The following is a 25736-nucleotide window of genomic DNA, read 5'->3' as shown; positions in this document are numbered from 1 at the left end:
AGAACCTCTTTGCCGGAGGCAGCCGTGAGGCATTTGCCACGGAAAGCCGACGGCGGAACATTCAATCGCTCTTTGCACCATCCTCAAGCGGAGGGCGGTGGAAGCGTTGGATAGGTGATCCCATAGGTAGCGGAATAATCCACAATGGCCTGTACGTCTTGCGGCAAGACATAGCGCGATAAGCCTTCGAGGAAAATATCGAACCGATCTCCACTGCAGATGAATTGGATGGTGCCATCTGTATCGCCGCAGTTGCGGAAGCAATGCACGCCTCCACGAGGTGCGAAGATGATGCCGTTCTTTGGAATCTCTGTCCACGATTCCCCGTTGAAGATCTCGAAATGTCCCGTCACCACGGAAAAGACCTCATCTTCATGTTGATGAACGTGTGGCGGCGTTCCGCTGCCGGGTTTACAAGTCTGGCGGCCGATGGAGAACATCCCGTTTGTCTTGTCGCTGGTGAGGACTAGTTCAACCGGTTCACCGAAGATGTCAAAGTGCGTTTCATTACAATCCTTTCTGAGTTGTGATGTGTAAGAAGGTTATAGATCGTTGAACGGCTAACGGGTGGCTGCGGCCGCGACCTTGCTTGCAACCGTCGTGATCATCCCGGTCACAACCGAGTAACCGTCGCTGCCCGACCGTTGCTTTTCCGTTCCCGACAAGACAATCTTGGAGTGCGCATCGGTCAATCTGTACTCCATGATGATCTCGGAGTTTGCCTTTACCTGTTGAGGCAGACCATCAGCCAAAGAAGGACGGCCTTGAGACGCTAAGGTAGAGACCGCCATGTTAGCGACGATGGCACCCGAGCCGACGCCAGGAACGAACTGCGCTGCAGTAGCGGCAGCTTGTAGCGTCCGCATGTTACTGAGCCTGCTGAAGCGACCTTGTGTTTGGACCGGCTGCTGTGTGATCGTGGTCGTCAAAACGTAGTCGCAGGCAAGAAGCTCTGCTTCTTTGAGGGCCTGCTCGGGAAGGATCGACTTGAGCGCAATCGCCTCCAGCGTTGGTCCCGCAAGTAACTGCAATTCGGCGGTTCGCCACGGTTCACCATCGTTCAATGGTCCCTTGTCATCAAGCTTGTTGACCGGCAGGATCATGCCGATGCGGACAACACCGGGCTTCTTCGCAGCGAAGATTGGCAACGTGCCATCCTCATTACTAAATGCAACTGCTGTCCTACCACCGACGGACTGCGGTAGTTGCTGCATCTGAGGTTGCTTCTCCACCAATGTGGACTTCTGGTGCGGGGACCATAGCTGGGCATGCATAAAGGATGGATATGGAATAAGCGCGAACACGATAAGCGCTTTTGCAGTTATTCCAAAGAATGTTCGATAGATCGTCATGATGTTGCTCTCCTCGAGGCAGCAAGATGGCCGCCTTGTTCTTGTCGTGAGGCGCTTCTGGGCGCACGGGGTCGTCGCCCTGCGGGGCGCTATTGATTTGCAATGCTGTAGTACGGGTGGCCTGCGTCGATCGAGACCGCCGATGCAGCGGACTGATCGGAGAACGCAGAGTTGCGGCCGCTCCAGCAACTTGGTACGGTGGTGTCCGAAGAGTTGGGTGGTTAGCCGCGCAGATGCAATGTCAGTCGACGACGCCGTCCGTTGAGGGTCTCAGTGATTCGTATCGAGGCCCCTTTGGCTGGCTTCGTGGAAGCCTTTGCAGTCTTGATCGCAGGCTTCTTGTGCTGCTTCTGATCGGAGCGAGCGAATCCAGGAGCGTCCGCATAGCCCAGCCAACAGCCTTGCTGACTTCTCCGTCCTTCAGGTGCGCGCGATCACGCATCATCTCCCAAGTGCGAGCGCTGTAGAGCGATTGAAAAACTGCAATCACCTGCCTGCGCTCATCCTCAGAGAGCTGGGATGTAGCATCCGCGAGTGCTTTGACTACGCCCTGCCGGCGCCGTTCGTTGTCGCGCCGCCGCATCTCCTGGCCCGCATTTGAATGCAACAGCCCTCGGATGAGCCCCGGATGCGCATCCATATTGCCGTAGACAGACTCCAAGGAAGCGAGCATGTCGCTCTCCGTATCCGGGTAATGGGCCAATTGCAGGCGGCGATCACTTTCCTGCCAGACCGCATCCAGTAACTCCGTACGAGTAGGAAAGTGCCGATACACCGTTCTGAGTGCGATCTCCGAACGCTTCGCAATGCGTTCATGCGACAAAGTCTCCTGACGAGTTTCCTGAATCAATTCCAGCGCGGCATCAACGATTCGTCGACGTGTATCCTCCGCCTGCTGCTTGCGGAGAGGGCTTGAATAACCGCGCGCTTCATTCATGACACTGAATTTGTCATTAATACACACCCTCAGCAACGAATTTATTTTTGAACTTTGGTCCGTCGATTTCTCGTTTTTGCAAGCGAAACCGACTGGAGGGTTCTGGGAAAGAGTCAAGCTATGAAGCGATTCTTTCCATCAGATCCACTGCGAAAAACAGTGGACAGGGTGACGTCAACGAACGTTCAAGCTTGTGAGTTTGGAGTCTGAGGCTAGTGCGTGGAGGGTGACAATCTGCTTGAGCGGATCGTATTCGCGACGCGGATTCGGATTGAAGCTCCATCTATGCTGAGGGCAAATAAAGCCGACACGGCGAATACACAGTGTCGGCTCCTCATTTTCTAGTGCTATTGGATGTTGACGCTCACCCCATGCTTCATGGAGACAAAGCCCACACTCGCATTAACTGGGTAGTCTTCATCCCTGGTTCACGAGTTGCTGTTGGTTTTAGCCTCATCGAGCCTAGGCGCAGCCGCTTAGAGTCGCGATGGCCAGACAGATTGCAATGATCACCAAAAAGACTCGGAAGACAGCAAGGGTACACGCTCTTCGGAAAGAGAATGGCATCGACAACATTAGCTATTCTGCGACCCCGACAGTATCTTTTCTCGGGGTGAGAGATAACGGTCCTGAACCACCAAGTATGAGGCCTGCGATACAGGCAATATAAAGCAGATCACATTCATAGCCCGGCGGTCCGAACTGAGCTCTGCCAGCCTGAGCAGACATCAGCTTGATCGAACTGAAACCATATGGCAAATGCACAGTAAAGATCGCCACAAGGAGCAGAAGGATCATCGGCCCACTTATGAAACTGACATAAGCGCCTAACAGTATGGCGAGACCACCAAGTATTTCGATTCCGATTGTCACCCAAGCCATGAGATGCGGCATCGGCACACCGAGAGTGAGAAGGATGCCCGCAAAAACGTCCGGACCTTTGAAGAGCTTTGCGAAACCGTGACTCATGAAGCCCTAGCCAACGATTAAGCGCAACGGCAAGGGGCTCCATTGCTTCGCAACCAACGCTAAAGGTTGAGAACTGGTCGTTAAGAGTCGTTTGCCCATGATCCTCCATAAACGTGCACGCACCGTTGGTTGGGGTCGAATGCGGCGACAGTATGACGTTATGAGCCTCACGGGAGTTACAGAGAAACTTTCGACGCCCTTCCAATGGAACTTTGCGACTGAACTCAGTTAGGCTCTGCAGTGAAACGTATCCCGTTGACCCAACAGAATCCTCCACGAACGCCTTCTGCTCTCTCGAAATACATCGGCAAGAGAACCTGTCTCTCGACAATCTGGACTGGCTCTTTGGAAGATCAGGAACGGCTACCCAACGTCAACAGGTCATGTTCAGAGAGGACATTCACAGATAGAACCTCAATTTCGTTCGGAAAGCCAATCAGAAGGTGATTTTCCGACGCGCTTGCTAAAGACGCGCGTGAGAGCCGTCGCATTGGCATATCCCACGGCTGCAGCGATGAGCTTGAGAGAACTTCCTTTGCGCAGCATGGCTTGCGCTACGCCAAGACGCCAGTCGGTAAGGTAGTCGAAGGGCGTTATGCCAACAATCTTGCGGAAACGAGCGGCGAAGCGTGCCCGAGACATTCCAGCGCGTTGCGCCAGTTGCTCCAAGGACCATGGCGCCTCAGGATGTTTGTGCATCGCCTCGATTGCTTTGCGCAAACATTCATCCGCAAGGCCGAGCAAGACACCACTGCTTAGCAGACGGTCATTCAATGCGGACCGCATCAGAAGCACGAGGACGTACTCGAAGAGATGATCGAGCGCGACCTGTCGCCCAGAACTTTGGGAGTTTGCTTCAGAAAACAAAAGCTCCAGTGCGGGAGCAAGTTCGGGAAGTGTATCCAGCGGAACAACAAACGGCTCCGGAAGTGACGCGGTCAGAGGGTTTAACATGCCGACGCCAAATCGAACGGTCGCGCAGACCAGATCGGCACCCTCGTCTTCGGGGCCGTGAACACGATGTTGTTGCGGACGCGAGAAGAAGAGGATGCTCGGCGTACTCAAAACCAATGGTTGCGCGTCTGGACGAAAGACCGTTAAGGTTCCTTTCCGCAGCACGTGGAGATATCCCGTCGGTTCGTTCAGGTCGGGAGAAATCCCACACTGCTTCCCTGAATAAAACATTCGTGCCGAGAGTCCGAACCGTTCAAAAAACGGTGCCAGAGGATCCATATTGAGACTATAAGGTATGCCAAAGGCACTCAATCTCGATATTCGTATCGCATGATCTAGTCAGTTGCCCTCGGGTGTGTGAAGAAACAACTCCCAGGCGGACGGAAAGGAACGAGATTATGAATCAGTTAGGCGAGTTGGAAAAAAAGTTGGAGGGTGGTTTGGTGCGGTTCGCCGCTTGGGTTGAGGAGCGCAACATCGCCTTTCTGATCTGCAGCATTGGCATGACCGTGATGCTGCTTTGGGCAGGATCTTTCAAGATGACTCGCTCCGGTGCTGAAGGCATCATTCCTCTGGTTTCTAACAGCCCACTGGTATGGTGGCATTTCAAGATCTTTGGACCGTATGTCGGATCCGATCTGATCGGCCTCACGGAATGGCTTTATGCAGTCCTGATCATCGTCGGCTACTTCAAACCGAAGGCGGGTATTCTTGGTGGTCTTGTGGGTGTGGTTATGTTCTTCACGACCAGCACCATGCTCTTCAGCACTCCAGGTGCGCTCGTTTCTGTACCAGGCATCACCGGTATGCGGTACATGAGTTTCCTTGGCCTGTTTCTCTACAAGGACATCATCGCTCTCGGCGTCTCGTTTTACCTGATCGGCTACTTCGGTAAGAAAGCAACGGCCCTTCCTCTTGGGAAAGGGTTTTTACGTACGAGAACCTGGTAGACGTGAATTCGTTGGCATGTCGATGGATGAATTCGCAGAATACCTTGCTCGGATATCGAAAGGCTATCCGATCCAGAATAAGACCGGACTCACTGGGCGATACGACTTTTCTCTGCCATGGATCGAAGATGGACGCGATCTGTCAACTGAATCTTTGACCTCCTTGCCCGTCTCCCCAATTGGATTGGCCCCGCGTCGAAGCGCGGCCCTGCATTGAATCTCACCATTTGACCACATCGAAAGGCCCGACCCGAACTAGGCACTTGGATCGTCCTTACATTGGGCTCGAACGCTCTTCGCAACCTTCAAGGCTCATTCCACGACCAGGCATCACGACCTGTATCCAGATCGGAACACACTATGATCGACACCATGCGAACGAAGGGTTTTGCATTCGCTGTGAAACATTGGGGCATCCGTTCCGCGTTCGTCCTCGTATTGGCAACTAGCTTTGCGCAACAGGCGACGACCGCTCCGCCGCAGTCAACTCCCACTCCCATCCCACCCGATCGTGTGAAGGAGTCGTACGAAATTTACTCACAGCTCCTCCCTGGGAGAGAGATTGAATGGGGTAATGTTCCACGCTCGTTTTGGTTGTTGGAGGACACGACGAAGGCGTTGCCGCTCGATAGTTCGTGCAAGACCGCTGGCATGTTGAACCCACATCAGGACGTTCACCCGCCCGAGCCTCGACAGGCAGACTTCGGCGAAGTGTTGGCCGACTACGATGCTCACTGCCATGATCGCTACCAACTCGACGCAACGGAATTTCATTTGAAGTTGCCGGTTCATCTCTTGGATGAAGACGCTCAGAACCGATACAGGAGACATGTTTTCGGTTATCTCCCACCGAAGAACAACATCATGCAAGCTCCTCCAACGCCGGACGAATTCAAAGGCGCTGCGGGCTTACACAGCTTTACGGCTGTCTACTTTAATCGTGCACACACGTTAGCCATGACCGAGATTGGAATGTACTGCGGTGGACTCTGCGGAAATTGGCGTTGGGTCGTTCTGGAGCGCAGCAACGACTCTTGGAAGATCCTGCCCTGGGCAACCGCATCCGTGATTTCATGAGGCTCTCATAACCATGAAGAGGAGAATTAGCAGTATGCGTGTCCAGCTATTTTCAGCACTGGCGGTCGTAACGGCCCTATGTCCCGTCCTGATGCATGCCCAGGGGCGCAATGTCCCCGTGCCGTCAACCTGTTCTCCTCAGGTCAATGCAAAGCTGCAGACCATGCTTCAGGAACATCCGAAGGGCTACGTTGAGAACGTCATGGCGTGTGGCATCTCCGCAGGCACGCGGGTTAACAGCGGAGGCAAACATGGTTCTCACCACATCATCACCGTGAATGTGAAGCTCCCCGATGGACAGGCGGCAAAGATTCAGATTGCCATTAACGACAGTCTTGACGGCGTTGTATCTGCGAAGCCTGGAGACTCGGTATTCGCCTACGGGGAGGGCTATACCACCGGCGGACTCTGGGTTGCCGGCATCCATGACGTGCACTGTTCCACACACCCCACCGCGGATAATGGCTGGGTTGTGGTGAATGGGAATAAGACACCGAAGTCATGCCCAACGCGACGATCTCGAAACTAGTTGCCGATGCCGCAATAGCGACTCGTGACGCCACTTCATTTCGTTGACGGCGCGAGCAGCTCAAGAGTTGGGAAATAGGTTTGATACCGCGCGACATCGCGCGTCAGGAGAGCAAGATTGGCGATTGCCGCGTGCGCACCGATATAGAAATCGGGCAACGGCGTCGAGCGGGTGCCACCGCGCTTGCGGTAACTCAGGAAACTCTTCCCGGCAAGAAATCCGGCTTCCCATGGCAATGGCGCTCTTTGAAAGATGTCGCTAGGCAGCGCGACGTCCAGCGCTTCGATGGTGGAAAAGCCGACGGAGACTTCGGCATAGATGATCGGATTTATGAAGAGTCGAGAGTACTCAAGGCACTCTGCGAGCGCATCCGACGACCATCCACTCCAAGTCACATCGTCCGTCGCGACATCCAACAGCACGTTACTGTCGACTAAGACGCCGTTGGTACGACGTAGACGCTCAGCGACACTGCGCAACGCGGAAGTCATTTCGTCTTCCGCTTCCGGGGCACATCGCCTCGCGTCAATGCCATGATCTCGTCGGTCGACATACGTCTATCCGCGGCTCCGCGAAGCGCTTCCAGGGCACGGCTTCCCCGCTTGCTCGAAACAGGCTTCGTCTTACGGATCCGAGCATGATCGCCGATCACTTCGAATTCGACTTCGGTATGGGGTAGAAGACCGAGGCGTGTGCGAACGTGTAGCGGGATCGTAACCTGACCTTTACTTGTGATCTGCATGGTAAGACTCCTACCTGTAAGTGTAATACTTCCAGCGAACCAGATGGATTTCCCGCGATTCCTCTATAAAAAGAGCGCGGCGGACCTCCTCGCGGTATCAGACACGATAGGCTGGACGCAATGACACTCTATGCCAAGCGCCTGAACCACGGCCGCTCCGAGATATGGCTCGATGACGGCCCCCACCGCGATACGGCCACCAACAACGTGAATTTCGCGGTTAAGAAGTACGCCGCGGAAAAGTTCGAAGCCTTCTACTCCACCCTGCACGAAAACATGGGAACCGTGGCTACCGTAGAAGCAAATGCGGAGTTGGTTGCCGATCTCGGCCTGTAGTTCGGGACGGTACCACAATGGCCCCCGGACCTCACCCGCGCTCGAGCCGGAACAATACGGAGACGACTCAACTCTCGATCAAAGAAACCCCAAATCCGCTTCATCCTCATGTCTGAAACCGAACATTCATGAGGCGTTATGCGTCCGTATACAACTTCAGGAGTAGAAGAAGATCACTGGGTGGCGCTCTTGCGAGCGGTCCCTCGCAAATCAACACTGCGCTTGGATTCCTTTTCGTCTGAGACGGAGCGACTTCCCATCCAATTTCTACGTTTTTTGAGGTTGAGCGTGTCGACGAACTGCTGACGAAAATGCAACCGCCAAGCGGACACGACTGAACCGAGATCTCTTTTCTTCTTCTCGAAAGGTCAGTGCGTCATGAGAAAGTCCAGTGCCGCTATCACCAGCTTCTTCTGCTTCGCGCCTATATCCGTAACCCTTGCGCAATCGGGTTCCAGTTCGCCTCAGCAACCGCACCCGATTGAAATAGTCCAAGGCTATCGCCTTCCGGGCTATCTTCCGAAACCTACCGTGATTCATCTTGGTCGCCCGATCGCTGTGCCCGTCCAGACGACTCCATCGGATCCCCTTCTCCCGCAACCTCCGATGAAGAACCTCGAACTATCTACAGGTACGACGAAGATCGTTGTCGTAGAAGTTCCAGTGCAAGCCCCGGCCGGGCCCTCACAACCGTCGAGATCTGCTCCGATTGCAAGCCATAGGCCACCGATCTCCGTGGGCCCACCGCTTTCTCTCACACCGCTGGACGTCCCAACCCACCCACTCGTCATCCTTCACAATCCTCCCTCACTGACTTGGCGAGATTGTACGGTGAGTTGGCCGGACATCGAGGAAGCGTTCCAGAACTGGGGGCCAGTTCACGACGTGCTCCTTGTGCTCTTCGTGCTTTCCGGCGGTCTATGGGCGAGGCTCCCCAAAGGGAAAGGACCGTCTCCTGCGAGCGTTGCGAATTCGCACAAACCATTTACGTACGTCGTATCGTCCACGCACTCTCCGTCCGTCTCCAAATCCAGAGACTACAAATTCCCGGGTTAGAGCTCGCCGAAAACGCCACAAGGCCCACCGGTTTTTCGGTGGGCCTCACTGCGTTTTGTCCGTCTATTTCTCCGTAGGGCTCATATCACTGCGAAAGTGGAAAGCTCGCTCCTGATAGAAGTGAGCACCCTCAAAGATTTCACTGTGTTGGGTCGTGCCCGCGAGGTGCGAAAACGTCCCGCGTCCTTGGTAACTATCGCAACCGAGTGGGATCGACAACACTGAGGGAGTTACAGACCTGGGAGAAGGCGACTCCATGCGAGTCGCCACTTTTTTGTCTTCCAACCCTCTCCCACATCCAGTAAGCTCAGACGGAGCGAGCAAAGGGCACCGCAGCACAGACTGTTTCAAAAGCAGCGAGCGTGGCAGCCATGACGAGGGATGACTCACACCCCAGGTCTGTGAGAACCTTTCATCCCTCGTTCGCTCGGCCACAGTTCATCCGCCACGCTCACGCGTCTCATTCTTCATGTGCGGTCGTTACAAACGGAAATCGGATAAGCAGGCCATCGCCACGGCGTTCCATGTCAACGGGCATCTAGACAGCGTTATTTTGCCCCCTGATGACGACGTGCGACCCACCACGATGCAGCCGATTATCCGGTTGAATAGAGACACTGGCGAGCGTGACCTTGTGATGGCCCGTTGGGGTTTCATTCCTTCTTGGCATAAGCCAGATGAGAAGTTTCCACCCACCACGTTCAATGCACGAGCGGAAGGCATCGAGAAGGCAGGCATGTGGAGGAGAGCCTTCGCCTCTCACCGTTGCCTCGTACCCGCTGACAGCTTTTATGAATGGCACAAGATTCGAAAGAAAGATAATCCCAAGTTCGAAATCGCGATGAAGGATGATCACCCGTTCGCCTTCGCGGGATTGTGGGGAGCGTGGAAGAATCCTGATACTGGCGAGTGGTTACAAAGCTACACCATCATCACTACCGACCCGAACGAACTGATGGAAGCAATTCATACACGGATGCCTGTAATCTTGCACCCGAACGACTACACGCGATGGCTGAGTCGCGAAGAGACAGAGCGGCCACCCATTGATCTGCTGCGTCCGTTTGAAGCGGAGGCGATGACAGCACAGCTCACCGACAACACACAGGTTGAGATGTTCGTGGAACCGAATAGCAAATGATGGCCTGCAACACATCCCAGATTGTGACGGTGGCACGTGAGTGAAGGGCGAAATGGCGAAGTACACGGCAAGAGATTGCCGGACGTCACCTATGAACTAAGCGCGTTCTCGGATGGCCACCAGGTAGCGCATCCTTTCATTCATCGGGACGGCTCTCCTCTCATCAGAGAACGGGCACTATATGCCACTTCGAGCGAACTGCTTTCTGCTTACGAGACCCCAGACGGAACCCTGGTCTGCTCCATGACCGACATCGACAGGTTTATCGACGCCGTGGGCATGAGGCGCATCGATACCAACCCGGACAAGCAGTAGACAAAACAAGAGTCGCCGGAGTGAGTTACTCCTGAGAAACGTGTTTACCATCAGTGACGCACCTGAAGGAGAGCCAAATCTCCTGTGTTTTCACCGAGAGAGTGAGCGCTCCTGTTTCTATGCAAAAGGTTCCACTAAGAGATGACAGCCGATAGCGCAGATGGAGCCTATGGTGTTCTATCCCCACCGGATTATCGGGCTACGTACGAAAACAAGCACCTTGATTCAAGCCTGCGAGCAAGAAATCTTTACTTCTTTCATTGCTTATCGTTAGAGAGCATTTGCACATGTAAGCGTGCAAGAGTTGCTTGACGTCTCCCCGTCACCATAGGCGAATATATGGCGAATACGCCATGCTCTCCTCCAACACAATCCGGATACAAGTTGAGGCTGCTTTAGCAGCCCGAATTCCATCGGCGCTAACACCAACCACGAGGACTATTCGCCCAACGAACCCGATTGGCATCACTGCGCTGGACCAGCTAGTGGGTGGCGGATTTCCTGTCGGGGCTCTTACGGAGTTGGTTGGGGAAGACTGCTCCGGAAGATCTTCCGTCGCCCTTTCCTTCCTTGCATCCATTACGGCATCGGGAAGAGTTTGCGCTTGGATCGATGCATCGAACACGTTTCATCCCGCCTCGGCGGCGTCTGTAGGAGTCGATCTGGGACGCCTGCTTTGGGTGCGTTGTGGTGTCCAGCAACGCATCGAGGCACAGGAGACGAAACAGTTTTCTTTGCCGTCCGCGTGCTTCACTCCAAAGGCAGTGACGAAGGGTCTACACGGCGGAGGACATGGTACCCATCCGCGATCCGAAGCGAAGGGGCTTTCCGCAGCTGTGGATCGGTTCTTGGGTGAGGAAGTCATTGCCGCTCGCTGTGCAGAGCCGATTGCCAGGCCACGTCCTATTCCTCAAACCTTCGAGCCAAGCCTGATCTCCGCCACAACTGCGAAACGGACGCATCGTCGAGCCCATGCCTACGATGCCATCGAACAAGCATTGCGTTCCGCCGATCTCTTGATTCAGACAGGCGGATTCAGCGCAATCGTGCTCGACCTTGGCAGCATCGCACCGGAATACGCTGCGCGTATCGAACTTTCGACATGGCATCGTTATCGTGTAGCAGCCGAGCAGACGCAATCCAGCATCCTTCTCCTCTCGCAATATCCGTGTGCGAAGAGTAGCTCCGAGTTGCAACTTCGCCTGCATCCGATGGATGACACCGATGAAGAACAAACTGTGTTCACGGGACTGAATGCGCGAGTGGAAGTGTTGCGCCAACGTTTCACACAAACGCCTTCTAATGTCATTCCGATGCGTAAGCCTCCACAACGTGCGACAGAAGCACGGTGGCAGCAACGTGCAAGTTGGGTAGGGCCGAGATGAAGACACCTCCCGAACTCTACGTGTGCGTCTATGCGCGAGAGTTTCCTGCGCAAGCCCTTCTGCGCCTTCGTCCAGAACTGAGCGAGAAACCGTGTGTGGTCTTCGAAGGAGAGGCTCCACAGCAAACCGTGTGTGCCCTCAATACGCAACCAGATACGACCGTGAAATTGCCGATCTCTTCACCGCGGTGCGCAATCACACACGTCTCGATGATGCCGGACGCCTCTTAGCTTCCAATAATCAACGCCATCTTCGTCCAGCGAATCGCATGGCGGCTCTCTTTCGCGATGTACCTGGCGCGATTGAAAACACGGTCGAACTTTCATCGCGGCTCCACTTCCAGCTCTCTGCTTTGGGATATGAATTCCCGCGTTATCCGGTACCGGATGGCGAGACAATGGACAGCTTCCTCGAGAAACGCGTTGCAGAAGGCGTCGCACGGAGATACGGATCGAAGCGCAATATAGGCCTCCTCGAACGCGCAAAGAAGCAGGTCGCACATGAGCTGAAGTTGATTGCAAAATTAGGCTTTGCAGGCTACTTCCTCATCGTGTGGGATATCGTCGAGTTCTGTAAGAAGCACGGCATTCTCATTCAGGGACGAGGCAGCGCCGCCAACTCTGCGGTCTGCTACGCGCTGGAGATTACAGCAATCGATCCCGTTGGGATGGAATTACTTTTCGAACGCTTTCTCTCAGAGAGCCGTGGTGAGTGGCCGGACATCGACCTCGATCTCCCTTCGGAAGAAAAGCGCGAACAAGCCATCCAGTATGTGTATCAACGGTATGGCCAACTCGGTGCAGCAATGACTGCGAATGTCATCACCTATCGAGGTAAGTCGGCGGCACGTGAGGTCGGCAAAGCTCTCGGCTTCGATCCAGAATCACTGCAACGTCTCTCCGGTTTAGTTGCGAACTACGAGTGGAAAGGGCCGAACGACACGATGGCGCGTTCCTTCCAGAACGCTGGCTTCGATGTGCAGCATCCGCGCATCGCAAAGTATCTGGAACTTTGCATGCGAGTACAGGATCTGCCACGTCATCTCGGACAGCATTCCGGCGGTATGGTGATCTGCCAGGGAGCGCTCGACAAGGTCGTCCCTCTCGAACGCGCGTCAATGGTGGGACGCACCGTTGTGCAGTGGGACAAGGAAGACTGTGCCAACCTCGGCATCATCAAAGTCGATCTCTTAGGGCTGGGCATGATGGCCGTTCTTAAAGATTGTCTAACTCTTGTGCCACAGCATTACGGAGAGCCACTCGATCTAGCCCAGCTTCCCGAAGACGAAGAGGTGTATCGCACACTCCAACGGGCGGACACGATCGGGATGTTTCAGGTTGAAAGCCGAGCGCAAATGTCCTCGTTGCCGCGCAATCGCCCCGAGAAGTTTTATGACTTGGTGGTTCAGGTTGCCATCATTCGCCCGGGACCAATCGTCGGCAAGATGATGCACCCCTATATGCGACGGCGGCAGAAGCAGGAAGAAGTGAGCTATCCACATCCTTCGCTGGAATCCACATTGAAGCGAACGCTTGGTGTTCCCCTCTTTCAGGAACAATTGCTGCGCATGGCAATGGTCGTTGCGAATTTCACCGGCTCCGAGGCGGAGGAACTTCGCCGTGCGGTCGGAATGCGTCGTTCTTGGGAGCGTATGAAGAATCTCGAAGGTCGGCTGCGCGAAGGAATGACGGCGAATGGGCTCGACACCGAAACGCAGGAGACCATCATTCAAAACATCAGCTCGTTTGCACTCTATGGATTTCCCGAGAGCCATGCAGCCAGCTTTGCTCTAATTGCCTACGCTTCAGCGTTCATCAAAGTGAAGTACTTGGCAGCCTTCACCTGCGCGATGCTCAACAACCAGCCAATGGGTTTCTACAGTCCGTCAGTAATTGTCGAAGATGCACGACGGCACGGCTTGCGTGTGAAGCCCATCGATATTCAGATTTCAGATTGGTCGTGCTCTGTCGAACATGAGACCGACTATTCCCTATCGCTACGTCTTGGTCTTGGATACGTCCGCGGGTTACGGAGTCAGTGTAGTGAGGCTATTGTGCAAGCGAGAAAGCAAGCCCGATTCAAGTCGGTGGATGATCTCGTTCTTCGAGTTCCACAACTGAACCGCAAGGAGCTAGCTCTGCTAGCAAATGTCGGCGCTTTGAACACCCTGGATGGAGTGGTGCATCGACGGGATGCACTGTGGCAGATCGAACGAGCAGGCCGTTTGGAAGGCCCGCTGCTCATGCAGCAAAGCCAATGGCTTCGGGAGGAAATCCATGAGTCTCCCCTGCTTCCCATGACAGCCGAAGAACGACTCGTCGCAGATTACGCCGTCAGCAGCGTAACGACAGGTCCGCATCCGATGTGGTTTCGCCGCCAAGAACTTCAACGTAGGGGCTATCTGAGGGCGGTGGATCTCGCTCATCGCCCCGACGGCTCCTATGTTAGAACTGCTGGCCTGGCGATCGCCAAGCAACGGCCAGGGACTGCATCCGGGGTTGTGTTTCTCTCAGTCGCCGATGAGACAGGCGTCTTCAACGTTTTCATTGGGCCAGAGTTTTTCGAACAACACCGACAGGTCATCACAACGGCAAAGTTTATCGCAGTAGAAGGTCCTCTCCAGAAGGAAGGTCCGATCATTCATGTGATGGCGAGTTCATTCAAAGAGCTCTCGCTTGATGGTGCTGTGGGCCGTCTTGAGGTGACTTCGCATGACTTCCACTAACAATGGTTCACAAGTCGGTGGATATCGGAATGAAGTCGATCAACAGAAACTTGGCCCTGCCCTCGTAATTACGGCAGGACTCATCTTGGGGATGCGCACAATCCGATGGGAAGCCACACACAGCGATGGGCTTGCAGGAGAAGAATGGGAAAAGGAGGTCGAGCACAGCGCACGAGTTGCGAAGCGCATGTTGAGCTTCTTAACGACACGATACCCAGATCTCTTCCACTCAAAAAGAGTTCCTTGGTATGTTGCTACCGATGAAGATTCACCGCCGTAAATGCAATGGAGTCTTCTTAGGGACCTTGCTCAGACGAGGTATGTCTGCTATCGACGGCGCGGCTTCTCAGATTTCCTTCGCATTGTTTTGGCGTTCCACTAGTGGATATCTCTACAAGTTTGGGCTAGCCACTCGTGCCGACCGGTGGCATTCTATGGCTATCGAATAGATTCGGAAGCGATGAACGGCATTCTCCATGTGCAAATACACTCGCTGGACGAAACCCAGCCTTTTTCCCAAAAGCGCTGCACCGAACTGCAGGAGACAGGCTCTTCGGCGGTGCAAAATTCGAGGCCCCATAGGTATATTCCCTCTGGCCCGTATTGCCTGCTGTCTAGTAGTCGTTCTAGTCAGCATCATCGCGTCTCCGCGGAACCAACAAGGGCCCACATTAGTCCTGCGACGTTGCAGCTTCCCATCGTTGACACTACAGACATTCGTTTCACACACATCACGACGGCCCAAGGCCTTTCGCAGATCCGGGTCACCAATATCGTTCAGGACGATCAAGGGTTCATGTGGTTCACCACATTCTTTGGCCTGAACCGCTTCGACGGCTACAGCTTCAAGGTCTATATGCACGAAAGGGGGAACACGAACAGCGTAGGTGGCGTTCGAGTCGAAGCGCTGTTCAAAGATCGTGAGGGCATGCTTTGGCTGGGCTGCGAGCAATCCGTAGATCGCTTCAATCCAAAGACAGAGACATTCACACACTTTCCCGTTCCTAAAGTGAAGCAGATCACGCAGGATCATGACGGATTGCTGTGGTTCTCAACCGACCGCGGCTTGTATCGGCTTGATCCAAAGAACGGCTCGATTCGTATCTACGCCCACGATCCTAGTGATCCTGAGAGTCTCCCGGACAATCACGTGGTCGCCGCTGGAGAAGACAAAACCGGTAGGTTCTGGGTTGGAGAACCCTATGGCATGTATGAACTGGATCGTGCAACCGGGCACATAAAGCTATCCATCCCTCTTCATACTGCGTCCCGCGATCTCTCGTTCTATGAAGATCACATGGGTGGCTTCTGGATTATCTATGGAACGGGGAATGGGCTGGCGAAATTTGATCGCGAACACAATGTCCTTACCTACTACACATTTCGACCAGGAGACACGTCGAGCACAGACTACAGCGGTGTCGACGCAATGTTGGAAGACAGACATGGAAACCTCTGGCTGGCGAAACAGGGATCTGGACTTCTGAAGTTGGATCGTGAACACAACCGGTTCCTCAGTTACACACACAAGCCAGACGATGCCACCAGCCTCGCAGAAAACAACGTCATCGCGTTATTCGAAGATCGCGATGGAAGCATTTGGGCCGGACTTCCTGGCAGTGGACTACAGCGCTTCTCTCCTGTTCCGCTTCCCTTCCACCCTCTGGTCCCAAAGCAAAATGGAGCAGGCTGTTTCTACGAGGACAGTCACCAGAACCTATGGATCGGAACAGCCGAAGCCCTGTACCGCATTGATCCTTCGGGCAAGAGAACCGCATTCACAGGAGTCAAACCTGGCGTCATTTTCGAGGTCATCAGTGTTGTTGAAGATCATGATGGATTCATTTGGGCTGGCACATCCAACAACGGTCTTTTCCGCCTTGATCCCAAAAATGGCAATTGGAAGAGCTATCGACACAGGGAGAATGACCCGACCTCACTAAGCAATAACGTGGTTGATCGATTGTTGGTGGCTCACGACGGCACGTTATGGGCTGCGACCTACGATGGCTTTGACCGCTTCGATATGCGAACGGAGCGCTTCACTACGTTCAAAGCCGATCCACATGCTCGAGAGCAAATCTATTTGACGCTGGCTGAGGATCCCCAACATGAACTCTGGCTTGGGACAAACGGTTTTGGCTTGCAACATTTCAATCCGAAGACCGCGCAGTTCACGATCTTCAATAGCGGTGACGCTCCGGGAAGCTTGAGCGATAGCATCGTTTATTCGATCGTTTTCGCACACGACGGTGTGATGTGGGTCGCCACCGTAAATGGCCTCAATAAGTTCGACCCGGCGACTAAGCGTTTTACTGTTTATGACGGACGAAATGGAATGGCGAGCAGTTCGATCGCCTGCATTACTGAGGACTCTCGCGGGAAGCTTTGGATGGGGACAACGAGAGGGATCCCTAGCTTTGATCCGCGAACAGAAACGTTCCGTAACTTTTCAGCTGCAGATGGACTTCCTGGACCAGAGATGGCGAATGGAGGCGACTGCCTGCGCACCATGCGCGGACAGATGTTTTTTGCGGGATTCAATGGAGCAACTACCTTTCTCCCCGAAGCGATTCCCGACAGTAACTATGCTCCCCCCACAGTGATTACGGATTTGAGGTTGCTAGGCAACGTGAGCACTCCCGTTACGTTGCCTCAAGCCATTTCGTACACGTCGAAAATTACGCTCACTCACAAGCAGACTCCGTTCACATTGACATTCGCTGCTCTCGCCTATTCGAACTCGCTGACCAATCGTTATCGCTACAAGCTTGAGGGCCTGGACACCTTATGGAATGAGGTTGGTAGCGACAATCGCTCCGTGACGTACACAAACCTTTCCGCGAAGACGTATCACTTTCGGGTGCAAGGGGCCACAAATAGCAGCGCATGGAGCGACCCAGGGGCGGAGCTTGAAATTGTCATCCTGCCCCCCTGGTGGAATACGGCATGGTTTCGGACCTCATACGTGCTGTTAGCGCTTTTGATAATTTGGGCTGCATACGGCTATCGGATGCGCCAACTCGCAGATCAGGTCAACATCCGAATCGAGGCACAGGTCGATGAGAGGACGCGGATTGCGCGAGATCTCCACGATACATTGCTCCAGAGCTTGCACGCGTTGCTTCTCCGTCTACAGACTGTCCTCAATGTTTTCTCGACACAACCGGAGGAAGCGAGACTCCGTCTGGAAAGAACAATCGACCAAACCGCGCAGGCAATCACGGAAGGCAGAGACACGCTAAATGAATTGAGGTCCGCAGGATCGTCTGCTAGCAACCTCGAACAAGCCGTAAGCAATTTCGCAAGGTTAACCCTAAGCGGCTCACCCGCCGAACAAGAGCCCGAAGTTCGTGTGCAAACAGAAGGTACTCCCATACCTATGAATCCGGTAGTACGCGACGAGGTGTATCGGATTATCGCAGAGGCCGTGCGGAATTCGATCCGGCATGCCAATGCACGTAGGATTGAAATCGAAATCCGTTACGACAGGCAATTTCTAAGAGTCCGAGTCGGAGATGATGGGATGGGGATCGATCCTTCTCTCTTAACTCCTGACCATCGCCTTGGCCATTGGGGCTTGCATGGTATGCGCGAACGCGCAAAACTTGTGGGTGGAACATTAGAGGTGTGGAGCGAATTGAGTGTCGGTACTGAGATCACGCTGAGTATTCCCGCAGCGAGTGTTTATGACAAGTCTCGGTCGCGGCCTTCGCCCCGGCTCCTGTGTCAAGCGAGGCTGTGTCTCTGCCGGCCATCACGCGAGACAACACGCCCACTTTGAAGAAGCTGATGAACTTCTCCTGTTGGTCAATCTCATGGCGGGCAGTCGCCGAAGACTTCGGCCGCCAGGTCGAACAAAGGATGCTGTCACAGTCGAGTCCTAGCAGGCTCGAGAACAGGCAGGGTCGTGAGGCTTCGGGTGTGGTTTTCAGCGAATACATCTGCACGAAGCGCTTCCCAACGCGCAGGTGATCGTTCTCCCAGGAAACGGCACTCTGTACGATGTTCCGATCAACTCCGAGACCGGATGTGAGTTGTGATGGTTCAGCCCAATCTTCAAGGTTGAAGAGATAGCTGAAAAACTGGAACGCCTGTTGTTTGTCGAGCCCACACAATCCAATCAGGCTGGTGAGATTGCCAACAAGGAGGCTCGCGGATTTTTCGAGCTCAACCAGCATGCGCGAAGTGACTCCGGCATGTTCCGGTGGCTTGTGCTTGAAAGATCCCGCCGTAGGTGGCTCCAATGTCAGGCACCAGTGCAGGTCGATACGACGGAAGCTTGCTGACGTCTCGAGGAAATGGAGACGGTCATCTACGAAGGCCTGTGTGACGGGATTGCCATAGGTTTTCTGTCGCGGGAGAGCGAACCCAGAACGCACACGCGTGTATTGGTAGAGGCAGGCGCCATCCGGTAGGCCACGTAACGCGCCCTCGATCATGCGGAGATGAGAATCCAGCTCTTGATCTGTCAGTCCTTCTTCGTCCAGTCCGGACAGGGAGAAGAGACATCCGTAGCCACCACTCTTCAATGCGAAGATGTGGTCGTTGACGAAGCGTGCAATGGGAACGATGCTGCACGCCGCGCCCGCTTTCGCGAACCATGGAACCGATCGGATCTGCTCAGTGTTTGCGCGGGTCATAGTAGCTCTTTTGGTTGAGGCTGAGTCCCCAAAGCTGAAACATCTTCGGGTGTTTGCGGATGATGAGCCATGCAGCGATTGCCAACGTGGGAAATGCCATCATGGCCAGCAGACGAAGCCCAACGAGGAAAACCGTAATGCAGACGAATACGATCGCCATCCATGCCGTGAGGTCCAGACCGAGTTTGGCTCGCGGACGGTTCAATGCCTGATTGATTGCTTGCGGCTCTCCTCGACGGGACATCGCAGATGTACCTCCTACATCTGCTGCCCGGTGAGCGAGCCAATCCAACCAGCTCCCCAGCCGAGCACACCGGCGCCAAAGAGCGCACCAAAGAGACCAGGAATTGCATCTTGAAATCGTCCAGACATCATGCGAATGCCGGCGAATATCAAGCCCCCCAAACAGATAACTGCCCCGGCATACATGGCAAACGTTTTGAACGTTCCCATCAAGGTCTGCGCGCCGGAGAAATCCATCGTTCCTTGTGCGTGTGCGATTCCGGCACATACGGAAGCAACGAGAAGGGGTAAAAGAGTGCGGTAACACTCACGAAGGTTCCTCAACATACGTCGTCTAAAGCGGTGTGAGTGAAGGAAACGAACGATACGAAGTCTGTGATTCATAGGCACCTCCATCGACTCCATGCAGTCGAGATATGCCTGAAGATTAGGAGGAGCTGGACATGCCGTCCAATACGTCTTTGCTATCGGGGGATAGCTGCTTCGTATCGGTCATGCGCATTTGCCGCGCTTCCCTTCCATTGCATCGAGGAGATTCAGCTGTGTGGAAACAGTCTTTTCCGGTTGCGGAAGCCGCCGCATTGCGGTCGATGTTGCATGACCATTTGAGACCCGACTCGGAGAGCCTTGCACTCTCGATAGGCCCAGGTTTCTCTTCAATCTCTTGACGAGTAACGGCAAAGACTTGGAATGCGTATCGCGGCGATAGATAATGGCCATGTCAACCGTCCACGAGACTCCCGCAACCGGACGCGTGGTGAGCGCATCGTCGAGAGTTGTTCCTTCTCGCAGTAGGGCGATGCCATATCCCTCTCGTACAAGAGACTGCAACTCGGATGGATGCGTAGCACACGAGTACTCTCTGATCTGGATACCGGCATCCGTGAAGAGTTCCAGCAAACGTTCATGCGCCTCCGGATGTCGATCGGGATGGAACAGGACTGACAGCCGTTCCTGAAGATCGTGCGGTTTAATCGCCAGCTTTATTGCCAATGGATCGTCGCGTCGAAGACAACACACCAACCGGTCACTTCGCAATAGCTCAACTCGGAGGTCAGGATGCTCAATGGGCAGCGTAACCAGTGCGGCGTCCAGACTTCTCTCCAGCACTTCCTTGCCGAGTTGCACGGTATCGCCGTGACTGAGACGGATCTGACAAGCGGGAGCAATCTCTTTCTGCAGAGCACACAAGTCACGAAACAAGATCGGATCGGCAAGCGAGGTGTATCCCAGATGCAAGGAACCGAGTTCACCGCGTTCGAGCGCCATCAGAGTATCAATCACCTCTTGCCTCGTCTCAAGGAGAAAGCGAGCGAGGGTCATGAACGCCATACCGGTTTCTGTAATGCGGATGCGGCCGCTCTTCGTCTTTCGATAGAGGCGAATCGATGCATTCTCTTGAAACTGTCGCGCCTGCACACTGAGGTTTGGTTGTGCCGTGCGAAGATCTTCCGCCGCAGCCCGAAACCCCTCCTTCTCGAGGATTGCGAGAAGGTATCGGAAGTGCCTGAATTCGGCCCAATCGTACATTCGTTCAGTCGTCCCGTTTTAACGTGCGTTGCGCGGTAGGAGAGGCGGAGAACGGACAGATGGCGAACTTGTGGATCTTCTTTGATCGTTACAGAGCGTCGCCGGATTTTACGTATCGGGCGCGACAACGGCCAAATTTACGCGGGCCTTTTTCCTCAGGAACGACCATCACCAGATTCGTGCACCAACAAAACCCGAACGGCAGCTGGGAATCTGCATAAATCACAGCCGTTCTAACATCTGGATAGAAGCCGTCCCACACCACAACACCGTAACCAACTCGGTAGTTATCTCCCTATGTACGACAGTCAGAGACTGTCGAGGACGGAATCAGTCAGGACTGATCACTGGGACGCAAGCTTGGAGGCCTAGCCGCGACTGGAAATACAGTAGCAACACTTGTCGTATTTCCATATTCTTTTGGTAGCTAGCGAGTGGTCCTGGCCGTGGGGTGGGATACCACCGACCTCTCACACATAGCGGATACAAGAACCCGAAATTCGTCGAGCACTTCCTGACCATTTGCGCAACGCTCGCGCGTGGAGGCGGACCAATCTTCTGTTAGCCATGAACTCGATCGCTTCGTTCTCGAGAAATGGCAAACGCAGTCCAGAAGTCACGTTTTGTATGTCCCGCTGTCGAACGTTTTCGCGTGAATATTCATCTAAATAGCGTGCGTGCGAGTGATCTTGAAGGATGTAACTCGGCAAGTGGCGTAGACCAACGAATGGAAGCGGGGCTAGACTCACGGTCACACAAGGCGGTTACTCACTGCCAGCGCGATATTGAATTGAAGATCTTTGCATTCGCCGCTGTATGGCGCACAAGAAAACCTTGGAACAGAGCAAGCTAAACGAACGGAGGGGACCATGTCGGACCACTCGGACGAACAAAAGCCGTTAACCGCTATCGAACGATTAAGCCGTCGTGCGTTCCTCACGCGAGCAGGCGCTGCCGGAGTGGCGACAGCCACAGCCGGTGTTGCAGCACCTCTCGCCGCCGCAGCCGTCGTCGATTCTGTCTCACAGGCAGCGCAAGCGCCCCATGAGAACTCGATTCCCGGAACGGTTCCGATCACGCTTCGAGTGAATGGCCAGATGCACAAGGTGGAGATCGATCCGCGTGCGACGATGCTCGACACACTACGGGAAACGCTCCATTTGACCGGCACGAAAAAAGGCTGCGACCATGGCCAATGCGGAGCCTGCACGATTCATGTCAACGGCCAGCGTGCCAATAGCTGTCTTCTGTTTGCAGCCATGCAGCAAAACAAAGAGATCACAACGATCGAAGGACTCGGTTCACCGGACAAACTGCATCCATTGCAAGCAGCTTTTGTTGAACACGATGGATATCAGTGTGGGTATTGCACCAGCGGACAAATTATGAGCGCAGCTGCGATGTTGCGTGAATCATGGGGACCTGCCGACAGTGATGTCAAAGAAGCGCTCTCTGGCAATATCTGTCGTTGCGGAGCGTATCCAAACATCGTGGCTGCCGTACAGGCTTGCCGTCGTAATGCTACTGCCTAATTAGGAGCTGAGCATGCACCCATTTGACTTGATCACAGCAGGGTCGGTTCCAGAAGCAGTCAAAGCGCAAGCCTCTTCGTCGACTGCGCAGCAAGGTGCTCCGGTCCGCTTCATTGCGGGAGGCACCAACCTTGTTGACTACATGAAGCTGAACGTCGAGACGCCTCGCCAGCTCGTTGATATCAACAACCTCCCACTCGACACGGTCGAGCCACTCACGGATGGTGGACTCAGAATCGGAGCGCTTGCCCGCAACAGCGTGGTTGCGAATCATGACGCCGTGAAACAGCGGTATCCCGTCCTGTCACAGGCGATTCTCAGTGGGGCGTCGACACAATTGCGCAACATGGCGACGACTGCTGGCAATCTTCTGCAAAAGACGCGGTGTGTGTATTACCGCGATACGGCATTCGGGTGTAACAAACGCGAGCCCGGAAGTGGATGTCCGGCCATTGGCGGCCATAATCGGATGCTCGCAATACTCGGCACCAGCGACCAGTGCATTGCGACCAATCCCTCGGATCAGAATGTTGCGCTAACAGCTCTTGAAGCGGTCATCCACATCACGGGTAGCAAAGGCGACAGGACAGTCCCGATTACGCAGTTCTATCTCTTGCCAGGCACGACACCAAATCGTGAGACGGTGCTTGAGCCTGGAGATCTGATCACCTATATCTCTCTTCCCGCTCCGATACCTGGGTCGAAGGGTTACTATCTCAAGCTGCGTGATCGCGCCTCCTATGAATTTGCACTCTCCTCGGCGGCGGTCATTTTGAAAACGACGAATGGTCATATCGACTTCATCCGTGTAGCGCTGGGAGGCGTTGGAACAGTCCCGTGGCGAAGCCCGGAGGCAGAGCATTTTCTGAGAGGCAAGTCTCCCACATCGGCGAATTTTCGTGGCGCTGCGGACGTAGCTCTGCGCAACGCAAGATCGCAGTCTCAAAATGGTTTCAAGATCGAGTTAGCCAAACGCTGTTTGACACATGCGCTGACGCAAGCAGTGGCGCAGGCCTGACGGGGAGATGAGCGATGGCACAACATAAAGAACAGCTACCGCAGCAGCAGCCGATCACGAAAAGCAGCGTAATCGGTGTTGCCACACCACGTATTGACGGCCCCCTCAAGACCACCGGCAAGGCGATGTACTCTTCCGATCATCATTTCGCTGAGCTGCTATACGCGTGGCCCGTCACCGCAACTATCAGCAGTGGCACGATTCAGGAGATGGATACAGCCGTTGCCGAGAAGATGCCGGGTGTGATCGCAATCTATTCTCACGAGACCCTTGGACCTTTGTATCGAACCCCGCCTGCTGCTGGCTTCAGCATGATTGTCGATGAACGACGGCCTCCTTTAGAGGACAAGGTCGTTCGCTACTACGGTCAATACGTAGCGGTCGCGGTCGCGCAGACAGTAGAACAGGCACGGGCAGCTGCCGAAGCGGTCAAAGTCCGCTATAACCAGGCATCGTTGAGCATCGAAGACAAGCTCCTCGGTACCGCTTTGACGACACCTTCGGCAACTGAAGTGACGAAGCGTGGCAACACTGCCAATGCTCTCAAGAGCAGTCAAGTCGTTCACGACGCCGTTTATAAAATCCCCACGGAGACGCACAATCCGATTGAATTGCACGCTTCCGTCGCGGTTTATAAAGACGGCAAGTACACGCTCTATGAAACCTCGCAAGCCGTGGTCAATCATCGCGACGTGATGGCGGCCATGCTCGGCGTGCCTCCTGAAAACGTGCAGGTCATCACTCGGTTTCTGGGTTCCGGCTTTGGCGGAAAGCTCTGGCCCTGGCCGCACGCACTCTTGGCTGCAGCTTGCTCACGCAATTTAGGTCGGCCCGTGAAGCTGGTGGTGTCACGCAGCATGATGTTCCAAAGCGTAGGCCATCGTCCGGCGATCGATCAGCGGATACAACTCGCTGCCGACACCACCGGAAAGATGACGGCGATCCAGCAGGACTATGTGAACCACACCAGTATGCTAGACGACTACGACGAAGGTTGCGGCGAAGCGACTGGCTTCATCTATTCCTGCCCGAACGTTTTGGTCACAGGCGGACTTGCGCGTCGCAATGTCGGGACACCAACCTCGATGCGCGGTCCGGGGGCGGTTCCGGGCCTCTACGCTCTGGAATCAGCGATGGATGAACTCGCGGTCAAACTGAAAATGGACCCCGTCGAGTTGCGGCTTAAGAATGAGCCGGAGAAGGACGAAAGCACAGGCCTGCCCTTCTCATCGCGTCACCTGAAAGAGTGCCTAACGACGGGGGCAGAAAAGTTTGGTTGGGCGCGCCGCAATCCAGCCATTGGCTCCATGAAGAATGCCGAAGGCATGACGATCGGCTGGGGTGTAGCTGCTTGCACGTGGATTGCAGCACGAACCGACTCGCAAGCAACAGTTGATCTCTTGGCCGACGGTTCGGCGCGTGTCGTGTGCGGCACACAGGATATTGGCGGTGGAACGTATACGGCCATCGCACAAATCGTCTCGCATGAAACGGGCGTCCCTCTCCATAAAGTGGATGTGGTGCTCGGCGACTCCGCTTTGCCTCCGGGCCCGATCAGTGGAGGCTCTTGGGCTACGGCCTCAGTAACTCCTGCGGTATTGGAAGCGGCACAGAAATCGACGGAAGCTGCACTCGCGGTCGCGGTCAAGACTCCCGAATCTCCGTTTCACGGCAAGGACGCCAAGACGTTGGAGTATGCGGAGGGTTTCGTTCGAGTCAAGGATCAGCCCTCCACCCAGGTCCCTGTCGCTGATATCGTTCGGATGGCGAAACTGAAGTCGATCAGCGGAGCCGGCAAGTCTCAGGGGACGCTCGGCGATCCGAATCTCAAATTCTCGTTTCATAGTTATGGAGCGCAATTCGCGGAGATTACCTGGCAGCCGGAAATTGCTCGGCTGCGAGTAAGCCGTGTGGTAACCGTGATTGATGCGGGACGAATGCTGAACCCAAAGGCGGCGCGGAATCAGATCGAAGGCGCGGTCGTTATGGGCGTTGGCATGGCGATGCTTGAGGCCACCGAATATGATCCGAAGTCTGGCGCACCAATCAACGCGAGCCTTGCTGATTACCTTGTCGCCGTCAGTGCGGATTGCCCGGAGATCGACGTAACATTCCTCGACTATCCAGATTACAACCTCAACCCTCTTGGGGCGCGAGGTGTCGGTGAAATCGGTTTGGCAGGGGTTGCAGCGGCCATCACAAACGCCGTCTATCACGCCACAGGAGTTCGGGTGCGTAATCTTCCAGTTCGCATTGAAGACCTGTTGGGCGTGCATGGGGCGGCTCGACACCAGGCCTAAGA

At 54.6% G+C, this 25736-nt stretch carries 21 protein-coding genes and 2 pseudogenes; 12 read left to right on the top strand and 11 right to left on the bottom strand.

From position 1 onward, the window contains the following. Positions 1-83 precede the first annotated feature (83 nt). From BLT38_RS04810 to BLT38_RS04790, 5 genes are all read right to left on the bottom strand, one after another. Positions 84-440, bottom strand: coding sequence for a cupin domain-containing protein (locus tag BLT38_RS04810; protein WP_083344173.1), 357 nt, complete (start codon positions 438-440; stop codon positions 84-86). A 120-nt stretch (positions 441-560) separates the two neighbouring features. Further along, positions 561-1352: a hypothetical protein gene (locus BLT38_RS04805; protein WP_083344172.1), complete on the bottom strand. Its 792-nt coding sequence runs from the start codon at positions 1350-1352 to the stop codon at positions 561-563. Positions 1353-1593: 241 nt separating this feature from the next. Further along, on the bottom strand, positions 1594-2289 hold the full coding sequence (locus BLT38_RS04800; RefSeq protein ID WP_083344171.1) for a TetR/AcrR family transcriptional regulator: 696 nt from the start codon (positions 2287-2289) through the stop codon (positions 1594-1596). A gap of 579 nt (positions 2290-2868) precedes the next feature. Next, complete coding sequence (locus BLT38_RS04795; protein WP_197674933.1) at positions 2869-3258, bottom strand: DoxX family protein; 390 nt, start codon at positions 3256-3258, stop codon at positions 2869-2871. Positions 3259-3672: 414 nt separating this feature from the next. Then, complete coding sequence (locus tag BLT38_RS04790; RefSeq protein WP_083344170.1) at positions 3673-4491, bottom strand: AraC family transcriptional regulator; 819 nt, start codon at positions 4489-4491, stop codon at positions 3673-3675. Between the two features lie 119 nt (positions 4492-4610). Between BLT38_RS04790 and BLT38_RS04785 the strand changes: the two genes are divergently transcribed. From BLT38_RS04785 to BLT38_RS04770, 4 genes are all read left to right on the top strand, one after another. Beyond that, positions 4611-5162 (top strand): DUF417 family protein, encoded by a 552-nt coding sequence (locus tag BLT38_RS04785; protein WP_083344169.1) that lies wholly within the window; start codon positions 4611-4613, stop codon positions 5160-5162. A 16-nt stretch (positions 5163-5178) separates the two neighbouring features. Then, positions 5179-5379, top strand: coding sequence for a DUF3738 domain-containing protein (locus tag BLT38_RS21115; protein ID WP_083344168.1), 201 nt, complete (start codon positions 5179-5181; stop codon positions 5377-5379). Between the two features lie 143 nt (positions 5380-5522). Next, complete coding sequence (locus BLT38_RS04775) at positions 5523-6239, top strand: hypothetical protein (RefSeq protein ID WP_083344167.1); 717 nt, start codon at positions 5523-5525, stop codon at positions 6237-6239. 34 nt (positions 6240-6273) lie between these two features. Then, positions 6274-6768 (top strand): hypothetical protein, encoded by a 495-nt coding sequence (locus BLT38_RS04770; RefSeq protein WP_083344166.1) that lies wholly within the window; start codon positions 6274-6276, stop codon positions 6766-6768. 35 nt (positions 6769-6803) lie between these two features. On the opposite strand, the gene BLT38_RS04765 is transcribed toward BLT38_RS04770, so the two are convergent. Both BLT38_RS04765 and BLT38_RS20665 read right to left on the bottom strand, forming a co-directional pair. Further along, complete coding sequence (locus tag BLT38_RS04765; RefSeq protein WP_083344165.1) at positions 6804-7259, bottom strand: type II toxin-antitoxin system VapC family toxin; 456 nt, start codon at positions 7257-7259, stop codon at positions 6804-6806. After that, entirely contained in the window at positions 7256-7510 is a 255-nt protein-coding gene (locus BLT38_RS20665; protein WP_083344164.1) for an AbrB/MazE/SpoVT family DNA-binding domain-containing protein, read from the bottom strand. Before BLT38_RS20665 ends, BLT38_RS04765 begins: the two co-directional genes overlap by 4 nt. 120 nt (positions 7511-7630) lie before the next feature. Between BLT38_RS20665 and BLT38_RS04755 the strand changes: the two genes are divergently transcribed. The 5 genes and pseudogenes from BLT38_RS04755 to BLT38_RS21065 form a co-directional block, all read left to right on the top strand. Then, on the top strand, positions 7631-7846 hold the full coding sequence (locus BLT38_RS04755) for a hypothetical protein (protein ID WP_083344163.1): 216 nt from the start codon (positions 7631-7633) through the stop codon (positions 7844-7846). Between the two features lie 1525 nt (positions 7847-9371). Next, positions 9372-10043, top strand: a complete 672-nt coding sequence (locus BLT38_RS04750) for an SOS response-associated peptidase (RefSeq protein WP_083344162.1) — start codon at positions 9372-9374, stop codon at positions 10041-10043. A 668-nt stretch (positions 10044-10711) separates the two neighbouring features. Further along, the gene (locus BLT38_RS04740; RefSeq protein ID WP_083344160.1) at positions 10712-11743 is read left to right on the top strand and encodes a recombinase RecA; all 1032 of its coding nucleotides are present in this window, start codon (positions 10712-10714) and stop codon (positions 11741-11743) included. 139 nt (positions 11744-11882) lie between these two features. Further along, a pseudogene (locus tag BLT38_RS04735) lies at positions 11883-14468 on the top strand (error-prone DNA polymerase); the annotation flags it as partial. Positions 14469-14928: 460 nt separating this feature from the next. Continuing rightward, positions 14929-18090 (top strand): annotated as a pseudogene (locus BLT38_RS21065) (sensor histidine kinase); the annotation flags it as partial. Positions 18091-18127: 37 nt separating this feature from the next. Here BLT38_RS21065 and BLT38_RS20875 read toward each other — a convergent pair. The 4 genes from BLT38_RS20875 to BLT38_RS04710 form a co-directional block, all read right to left on the bottom strand. Then, positions 18128-19111: a hypothetical protein gene (locus BLT38_RS20875; protein ID WP_156785015.1), complete on the bottom strand. Its 984-nt coding sequence runs from the start codon at positions 19109-19111 to the stop codon at positions 18128-18130. Next, a complete protein-coding gene (locus tag BLT38_RS04720; protein ID WP_047497119.1) occupies positions 19092-19355 on the bottom strand; it encodes a VirB3 family type IV secretion system protein in 264 nt (87 codons plus the stop codon). Before BLT38_RS04720 ends, BLT38_RS20875 begins: the two co-directional genes overlap by 20 nt. A 14-nt stretch (positions 19356-19369) precedes the next feature. Continuing rightward, positions 19370-19681, bottom strand: coding sequence for a hypothetical protein (locus BLT38_RS04715; RefSeq protein ID WP_419865772.1), 312 nt, complete (start codon positions 19679-19681; stop codon positions 19370-19372). A gap of 165 nt (positions 19682-19846) precedes the next feature. Further along, positions 19847-20884, bottom strand: a complete 1038-nt coding sequence (locus tag BLT38_RS04710; RefSeq protein ID WP_083344155.1) for a LysR family transcriptional regulator — start codon at positions 20882-20884, stop codon at positions 19847-19849. A gap of 869 nt (positions 20885-21753) precedes the next feature. Between BLT38_RS04710 and BLT38_RS04705 the strand changes: the two genes are divergently transcribed. The 3 genes from BLT38_RS04705 to BLT38_RS04695 are packed head-to-tail and all read left to right on the top strand — an operon-like array spanning position 21754 to position 25734. Beyond that, positions 21754-22416 carry a (2Fe-2S)-binding protein gene (locus tag BLT38_RS04705; protein WP_083344154.1) on the top strand — a complete coding sequence of 221 codons (663 nt, stop codon included), beginning with the start codon at positions 21754-21756 and terminating at the stop codon, positions 22414-22416. A 13-nt stretch (positions 22417-22429) separates the two neighbouring features. Further along, entirely contained in the window at positions 22430-23434 is a 1005-nt protein-coding gene (locus tag BLT38_RS04700; RefSeq protein ID WP_083344153.1) for an FAD binding domain-containing protein, read from the top strand. A gap of 14 nt (positions 23435-23448) precedes the next feature. Then, positions 23449-25734 carry a xanthine dehydrogenase family protein molybdopterin-binding subunit gene (locus BLT38_RS04695; protein WP_083344152.1) on the top strand — a complete coding sequence of 762 codons (2286 nt, stop codon included), beginning with the start codon at positions 23449-23451 and terminating at the stop codon, positions 25732-25734. Positions 25735-25736 lie beyond the last annotated feature (2 nt).

The organism is Terriglobus roseus, assembly GCF_900102185.1.
GTDB classification, from domain to species: Bacteria; Acidobacteriota; Terriglobia; order Terriglobales; family Acidobacteriaceae; genus Terriglobus; species Terriglobus roseus_A.
The sequence above is the reverse complement of the archived record's forward strand: the minus strand, read 5'-3'. Positions and strand labels throughout refer to the sequence as shown.